Here is a 7,200-nt window from a genome sequence, read left to right as displayed (position 1 = left end):
GCCGAACAAATTTTGAGAAAACCCCCAAGCCTATCGGCTTGGGGGTTTTCTGCGTTTCGGATTGTGTGGCATTTTTTTTAGAGGGCTCTCTGCGGAGAGCCCTCTTTTTGTTGTCAGAGGCGTCCGGCCGCCTTGAGGGCCAGGTAGGCATCTGCCAGTGCCGGCGCGAGTTCATCGGGTGTGGCGTCCACGACCGTGACTCCGTGCCGACGGAGTTGTTCTGCGGTGCGGTGGCGTTCGGTCTGGGCCTGGGCGGCGGCTGCGGCCTCGTACACCGCGTCGGTGTCGCCGCGGGAGGCGGCCATTCGGGTGATGTGAGGGTCGGCGACCGAGGCCACGAGGACCGTGTGGCGCTGAGTGAGTTGCGGCAGGACGGGGAGGAGGCCTTCCTCGACCGGGGCCGCGTCGAGCGTGGTCAGCAGGACGATCAGGGAACGGCGGGGGGCCGTACGGAGTGCTGTGGCGGTGAGGGTGCGGGTGTTGGTTTCTACGAGTTCGGGTTCGAGGGTGGCCATGGCGTTGACCAGGGAGGGGAGCATGTCACGGGCCGTTCGGCCCTGGACGAGGGCGCGTACGCGGCGGTCGTAGGCGAGGAGGTCGACGCGGTCGCCGGCGCGGGATGCCAGGGCGGCGAGGAGGAGGGCCGCGTCCATGGAGGCGTCGAGGCGAGGGGCATCACCGACGCGGCCTGCGGAGGTGCGGCCGGTGTCGAGGACCAGGAGGATGTGGCGGTCGCGTTCGGGGCGCCAGGTGCGGACGGCGACCGTGGAGTTGCGGGCGGTGGCACGCCAGTCGATGGAGCGGGTGTCGTCACCGGGAACGTATTCGCGCAGGCTGTCGAATTCTGTGCCCTCGCCGCGGGTGAGGACGCTGGTGCGGCCGTCGAGTTCGCGGAGGCGGGCCAGTTTCGAGGGGAGGTGCTTGCGGCTGGTGAACGGGGGGAGGACGCGTACCGTCCAGGGAACCTTGTGGGTGCCTTGGCGGGAGAAGAGGCCGAGGGGACCGTTGGAGCGGATGGTGACCCGGTCGGCCTGGCGGTCGCCGCGGCGGGTGGGGCGTAGGCGTGTGGTGATGCGGCGGCGCTCCCCGGGCGGGATCGTCAGGTGGTGGCGGGAGGCCTCGGTCTCGGTGCCGGGCTGCCAGCTGCTGGGGGGCCAGGCGTCGCGGACGTGGGCGTGCAGGGGGCGCCGGGACGGGTTGGTGACGGTGAGGGTGACGTCGGCTGTCTCGCCGAGGCGTGCCGAGGCGTCGCCGGAGCGGGTCAGGAGCAGGCGTCGTACGGGCGCGGCGAGCGCGAAGTCGCAGGCGCAGGCGGCGGCGAGGGGGACGTTGACGGCGAGGATCCCCGTCCAGCTGGGCTCCCAGATGCCGACGGGGAGGGAGCCCAGGGCCGCGATCAGGGCCGCGCGTCCGGTGAGTGCCATCAGCGGGGGACGGGGACGTGGGCGAGGATCGCGTTGATGACGGAGTCGGCCGTCACGCCTTCCATCTCGGCCTCCGGGCGCAGTTGGACGCGGTGGCGGAGGGCGGGCAGGGCGAGGGCTTTCACGTCGTCGGGGATGACGTAGTCGCGGCCGGTCAGCCAGGCCCAGGCGCGTGCGGTGGCGAGGAGGGCGGTGGCGCCGCGGGGGGAGACGCCCAGGGTGAGGGAGGGCGATTCGCGGGTGGCGCGGCAGAGGTCGACGACATAGGCGGTGATTTCGGGGGAGACCGTGGTCTTGGCGACGGCTGTGCGGGCGGCCTCGAGGTCGGCGGGGCCTGCGACGGGGCGTAGGCCGGCGGCCTTGAGGTCGCGTGGGTCGAAGCCCTCGGCGTGGCGGGTGAGGACGTCGATCTCCTCCTGGCGGGAGGGGAGAGGGATCGTCAGTTTGAGGAGGAAGCGGTCCAGTTGGGCTTCGGGGAGGGGGTAGGTGCCCTCGTACTCGACGGGGTTCTGGGTCGCGGCGACCAGGAACGGGTCGGGGAGGGGGCGGGGGGTGCCGTCGACGGTGACCTGGCGTTCCTCCATGGCTTCGAGGAGGGAGGACTGGGTCTTGGGCGGGGTGCGGTTGATCTCGTCGGCGAGGAGGAGGTTGGTGAAGACCGGGCCGGGCTGGAAGGAGAACTCGGCGCTGCGGGTGTCGTAGACGAGGGAGCCGGTGACGTCGCTCGGCATGAGGTCGGGGGTGAACTGGACGCGCTTGGTGTCGAGTTCCAGTGCGGAGGCGAGGGCGCGGACGAGCAACGTTTTGGCCACTCCGGGGACTCCTTCAAGGAGAACGTGTCCGCGGCAGAGGAGGGCGACGACGAGGCCGGTCACGGCGGGGTCCTGGCCGACCACTGCTTTGGAGATCTCGGCGCGCAGGGCTTCCAGGGAGGCTCGGGCGCGGCCCGGGTCCCCGGTGTTCCCGGCGTTGTCAGTGGTCGGGTCCATCATGGACGGCGTACCTCTCTTTCGAGGGCGTCGAGTTGGTCGGCGAGTGCGATGAGGGCGGTGTCGTCGCTGGGCGGCGGGCCGAAGAGGAGGGAGTGCAGGGGCTGTCCGTCACCGTGGAGGTGGGCGGACAGGGCGGGGACGAGTGCTTCGGGCGTGTGTGCCTGGGTGACGGGGACGCCTACGAGGGGGGCGAGGCGGGTGCGGGTGGTGGAGCGAAGAGCGGCGGCCGCGCGGTCGCGGGCGGCCGCCTTGCGGTAGAGGCGGGCGCGGCCTTCGACGGTTTCGGAGGCGCGGATCGCCACGGGGAGTTGTTCGGGTACCAGGGGGCCGAGTCGGCGTGCTCGCCAGAGGGCGGCCAGGGCTGCCGCGACGAAGAGTTGAAGGGTGCCCCAGAGCCAGCCGGAGGGGAGCAGGTCGAAGAAGCTCTTCTCGTCGTCCTGGCCGGTGGTGGAGGTGTCGGAGAGTGAGGGGAGGTACCAGACGAGATGGGGGCGGGAGCCGAGGAGTTGGAGGGCGAGCGAGGCGTTGCCCTGCTGGTCGAGGCGGGTGTTGAAGAGGATGTCGGGTGCGCCGAGGACGACGGTGTCGCCGTCGCCGGAGGGGTCGGGGATGCGCAGCAGGGTGGCCAGGCGTCGGCTGGGGTAGCACTCGTCGGCGTCGAGGTGGTGGGTGGTGTAGCGGGTGCCGCCGGTTTCGGCGGTGCCGGCGCGCCGGGCGTCGGGGAGGGCGCAGTCGGGGGAGAGGGCGGAGTCGCGGCTGGTGGCGGGGTCCGCTGTGACTCCGGGGGCGAGGATGCCGACGGACGGGCTGCCGGGGGCGACGAGGACGGTGCGGCCGCCCGAGCCGGCCGTTGCCGTGTGCAGGGCCTTCTGCTGGCGTTCCGTCAGGAGGTCGGGGGTGGCGACCAGGAGGGTGGTGTCGGGTCCTGTGGCGGTGCGGGCCTCGGCGAGGGTGGTGACCACGCGGGTGGACACACCGCGGTCGGCGAGGAGTTCGGCGACGGCGCGGCTGCCGTAGGGGTCGGCGGAGCGTGGGTCGAGGGAGCCGTGGCGGGCGTCGGACTGGAGGGTGGCGAGGGCGACGGCGCCGACGAGGAGGAGGGCGACGGCGAGGGCGATGCCGCGCGCGCGGGTCCACAGTTGGCGGGCGGTGGGGGAGGTGGAAGTGGAGGGGAGCGTGGCCCGGGAGGTCATTCGGCGGCTCCCCGGTGGGTCGGGTCGGCCGCGGTGTGGGCGCTGCTCGCGGTGAGTTGGGGTGTGGTGCGGTCGATGTCGTGGTCGAGTTCGGCGATGCGTTGGTACGCCTGGGCGGTGGCGGTGCGGCCGCCGTATGTCACGTCGTCGAAGTCGCGGGCGGCGGTGCGCAGTCGGTCGGTGTGGGCGGGCAGGGTGCGGCCGGCCTCGGCGGCGGCCTCGTCGGCGGTGCGGCCGGGGCGGGTGTCCAGGAGGGCGCGTTCCTCCAGGGAGCGGACGAGGGCGCGCATGCGTTCCTGGACGGCCTGGTTCCAGTGGCCCTGGGCGGCGTGCGCCTCGGCGGCGGCGCGGTGTTCGGCGGCGCTGCGGGGGCGGTCGTCGAACAGGGCGGTGGTGGAGGTGGGTTCGCGGCGGGGGGTGCCCAGGCGCCACCACAGGGCGCCGACGACGGCGAGCACGGCCAGGATGACGACCAGGAGGCCGAGCGTGCCGCCGGGGGTGGCGGTCGACGCGGTGCCGAACAGGTTGCCGATCCAGTCCCAGAAGGCGTTGAGGGCCCGTTCGAGGGGGCTGGGGTCGTTCTCGTGGTACAGGCGTTTGGACAGTTCGCGGCGGGCCGCCTCCCGCGCGGGGTCGCGGGGGACGGTGAGGGGAGGTTCGTCGTTCGAGCCGGCCAGTGCCATGACCGGCAGGTCGGCCGTGTGCAGCAGGGCGTGCACGGCCCTGCCGGCCGCGTGGGACAGGGCCGCGGGGATCGCGTCGGCCGCGTGCGACAGGGCCGCGAAGGCCGGGTCGGCGGCGTGTGCGAGGGCGTCTGGGGCCGCTTCGGCCGGGGCGGGCGGGAGCACCTGTGCGGGTGTTCCGTCCGTGATGGGTACCGCTGTGAGAACTCCCCCCGTCGGTCTCACCGCATCAGCCCCCGGAGGTGGTGCCGGGGGATCCGTAGCCCTGGACGCCCGCGGCGCGGGCCAGGTCGAGGTCGAGGGCCTCGCGGCGGATGCGCTGGTCGATGTAGAGGAGCACGGTGACGCCTGCCGCGATCGGGAGCGTGATCATGGAGCCGATGACCGAGCCGATTCCGCCGACGATGAGGTAGGTCCAGCCGTAGTCGCTGCCGGCGTCGACGAGTCCGCCGATTCCCGCGTCGCTCAGGGCGGCGCCGAGGAGGGCGAAGGGGACGACGACGATCACGGAGATGATGTTCGCGATGATCACGGCGAGCAGTTGGATGCCGAACATCCGCCACCAGGAGCCGCGGACGAGTTTCGCGGAGCGGCTCAGGGACTTCCTGATGCCCTGCTTCTCCAGCATCAGGGCGGGCGCGGCGAGGGAGTAGCGGACCACCAGCCACAGGACGAGTCCGGTCGCGCCGAAGACGCCGAGGCTGATGAGCGCGGCACCGCCGTCAGCACTGCCCGACGCGGCCACGAGGATGCCGGGCAGGACACAGACGGCGGCGACACCGGCCGTGATGAGCAGCAGGACGAGGGTCAGGCCGAGCATCCGGGGGATCTGCGGGCGCGCGTCGCGCCAGGCCTCCTTGAGGGTGACCGGCTTGCCGAGTACCGCGCGGCTGACGACGGGGGCGAGCAGGGCGGTCGCCGTGAGGACGGCGAGCATGCTGATCAGGAGGAGGAGACCGGAGCTGCGCATGACGTCGCCCATGGCGCGGGTCTGCTCTTCGAGGCTGGAGCTCGTGTCGCCGAGGGCGGAGGTGTCCAGGGCGTCGTCCAGGACCAGGCCCTGGAGCAGGACGGCGGCGATCTCGAAGACGATCGAGACAGTCAGGGAGATCCCGAGGGCCGTGCGCCAGTAGGTGCGCATGGTGGAGACGGCGCCGTCGAGCATCTCGCCGACGCCGAGCGGGCGCAGCGGGATCACACCGGGCTTCACCGCGGGCGGCGGGCCGCCCCAGCCGGAGCCCCAGCCGGGAGTGCCGTAGCCACCGTGGTTTCCGTAGCCGCCCGGACCCGGGGGCCGGCCGCCGTAGCCCCCGGGGCCTGCGGGGGGTCTGCCGCCCCAGCCGGGGCCGGGGGGCGGGGGCGGAGGGGGCTGGGCCGGATTCTGGGGGCCTGCGGGCGCGGACCACGGAGCGGGTGGCGGCTGCTCGTTCGACCACTTCGTGCCGGGGCTCTGTGGGTTCGGGTCCGGCTGGTCCGCGGGCTGCGGGCCGGTGGGACGGTCGGCGGGGTCGGACGCGCCGGGATCCCTTCCGTCGGACGGGGCGGATCCGGGCGAGGCCCAGCCCGGAGTGTCGTTCATCGTCGCTCCTTCACGATGCCCGTCCGCGGTCGCGGTGGCAGGTTGGCAGCCATCGTGCCACGGGGTGGTCATCGGGTGACGGGCCGCGGTAGGGGCTGCGCACCTTCAATTGTCCGCCGGATCCGGGGCAGACTGACCGCATGGCTGATCAGTACGCGCAATCCGGCGAGGACAAGCGGTCGACCGGGATACCCGCGATTCGCTGGGAAGAGCCCCCCGAAGGCCCTGTACTGGTGCTTCTCGACCAGACGAGGCTGCCGGCCGAGGAAGTCGAACGCATCTGTACGGACGCGTCCGCGCTGGTGGAGGCGATCCGGTCGCTCGCCGTGCGCGGGGCGCCGCTGCTCGGCATCGCCGGGGCGTACGGCGTCGCGCTCGCCGCCACACGGGGCTTCGACGTGGACGAGGCCGCGACCGCGCTGGCGGGTGCCCGGCCCACCGCGGTGAACCTGTCGCTCGGTGTGGGCCGGGCCCGCGCCGCGTATGTGGCGGCGCTGGCCGGAGGCGGTGATCCCGCGCAGGGTGCGCGGGCCGCGCTGGCTGCCGCGCGGCAGCTGCACCGGGAGGATGCCGAGGCCAGCACCCGGATGGCCGGGCACGGGCTGGCGCTTCTCGACGAGCTGCTGCCCGGTGGCGGGCACCGCGTCCTGACCCACTGCAACACCGGGGCGCTGGTGTCGGGCGGGGAGGGGACGGCGTTCGCGGTGGCGCTCGCGGCGCACCGGGCGGGGCGGCTGCGGCGGCTGTGGGTGGACGAGACCCGTCCGCTGTTGCAGGGGGCCCGTCTGACGGCGTACGAGGCGGCGCGCAGCGGTATGGCGTACACGCTGCTCACGGACAACGCGGCGGGTTCGCTGTTCTCGGCCGGGGAGGTGGACGCGGTGCTGATCGGGGCGGACCGTATCGCCGCGGACGGCTCGGTGGCCAACAAGGTGGGCAGTTATCCGCTGGCGGTGCTCGCCCGCTACCACCATGTGCCGTTCATCGTGGTCGCGCCGGTGACGACGCTGGATCCGGACACCCCGAGCGGGGCGTCGATCGAGGTCGAGCAGCGGCCCGGGTTCGAGGTGACGGAGCTGGCGGCGCCCCAGGTGCCGGTGACGGGGGCGGGCGGCGGGATGCCGGTGGCGCCGCTGGGGACGCAGGCGTACAACCCCGCGTTCGACGTGACGCCGCCCGAGCTGGTGACGGCGATCGTCACGGAGGAAGGGGTCGTCTCGCCCGTGACGGCGGAGGGCCTCGCGGAGCTGCGCGCCGGTCACGCACGGTGACGGTGGACGGCCGGCCGGGAGCCGGTGGCGGCGGTGGGTAGGGATCGCGGCGCGGGTG

The 7,200-nt window shown here is 73.3% G+C and carries 5 protein-coding genes and 1 pseudogene; 1 reads left to right on the top strand and 5 read right to left on the bottom strand.

Translation table 11 applies throughout. The annotated features are described in order from the left end of the window. Nucleotides 1-113: 113 nt before the first annotated feature. From IE275_RS09860 to IE275_RS09840, 5 genes are all read right to left on the bottom strand, one after another. The gene (locus IE275_RS09860; protein ID WP_189709828.1) at nucleotides 114-1,424 is read right to left on the bottom strand and encodes a DUF58 domain-containing protein; all 1,311 of its coding nucleotides are present in this window, start codon (nucleotides 1,422-1,424) and stop codon (nucleotides 114-116) included. After that, on the bottom strand, nucleotides 1,424-2,413 hold the full coding sequence (locus tag IE275_RS09855; protein ID WP_189709826.1) for an AAA family ATPase: 990 nt from the start codon (nucleotides 2,411-2,413) through the stop codon (nucleotides 1,424-1,426). The genes IE275_RS09860 and IE275_RS09855 overlap by 1 nt, the downstream gene beginning before the upstream one ends. Then, nucleotides 2,413-3,609: a DUF4350 domain-containing protein gene (locus tag IE275_RS09850; RefSeq protein ID WP_189709824.1), complete on the bottom strand. Its 1,197-nt coding sequence runs from the start codon at nucleotides 3,607-3,609 to the stop codon at nucleotides 2,413-2,415. The genes IE275_RS09855 and IE275_RS09850 overlap by 1 nt, the downstream gene beginning before the upstream one ends. After that, entirely contained in the window at nucleotides 3,606-4,292 is a 687-nt protein-coding gene (locus IE275_RS09845; RefSeq protein WP_189709891.1) for a DUF4129 domain-containing protein, read from the bottom strand. Before IE275_RS09845 ends, IE275_RS09850 begins: the two co-directional genes overlap by 4 nt. A gap of 229 nt (nucleotides 4,293-4,521) precedes the next feature. Beyond that, nucleotides 4,522-5,871, bottom strand: a complete 1,350-nt coding sequence (locus IE275_RS09840; RefSeq protein ID WP_189709822.1) for a glycerophosphoryl diester phosphodiesterase membrane domain-containing protein — start codon at nucleotides 5,869-5,871, stop codon at nucleotides 4,522-4,524. A 140-nt stretch (nucleotides 5,872-6,011) separates the two neighbouring features. On the opposite strand from IE275_RS09840, the pseudogene mtnA reads away from it, so the two are divergent. Continuing rightward, a pseudogene (gene mtnA / locus IE275_RS09835) lies at nucleotides 6,012-7,183 on the top strand (S-methyl-5-thioribose-1-phosphate isomerase). Nucleotides 7,184-7,200 lie beyond the last annotated feature (17 nt).

The sequence above is a fragment of the Streptomyces phaeofaciens genome (assembly GCF_014648915.1).
GTDB lineage: Bacteria > Actinomycetota > Actinomycetes > Streptomycetales > Streptomycetaceae > Streptomyces > Streptomyces phaeofaciens.
Note: the sequence above shows the minus strand (reverse complement) of the source record. Positions and strands in the feature narration are given on the sequence as shown.

Coding starts and splice junctions, on each gene's coding strand:
- IE275_RS09845 (WP_189709891.1), bottom strand. CDS start 4,292: ATGGCACTGGCCGGCTCGAACGACGAACCTCCCCTCACCGTCCCCCGC.
- IE275_RS09840 (WP_189709822.1), bottom strand. CDS start 5,871: ATGAACGACACTCCGGGCTGGGCCTCGCCCGGATCCGCCCCGTCCGAC.
- IE275_RS09860 (WP_189709828.1), bottom strand. CDS start 1,424: ATGGCACTCACCGGACGCGCGGCCCTGATCGCGGCCCTGGGCTCCCTC.
- IE275_RS09855 (WP_189709826.1), bottom strand. CDS start 2,413: ATGGACCCGACCACTGACAACGCCGGGAACACCGGGGACCCGGGCCGC.
- IE275_RS09850 (WP_189709824.1), bottom strand. CDS start 3,609: ATGACCTCCCGGGCCACGCTCCCCTCCACTTCCACCTCCCCCACCGCC.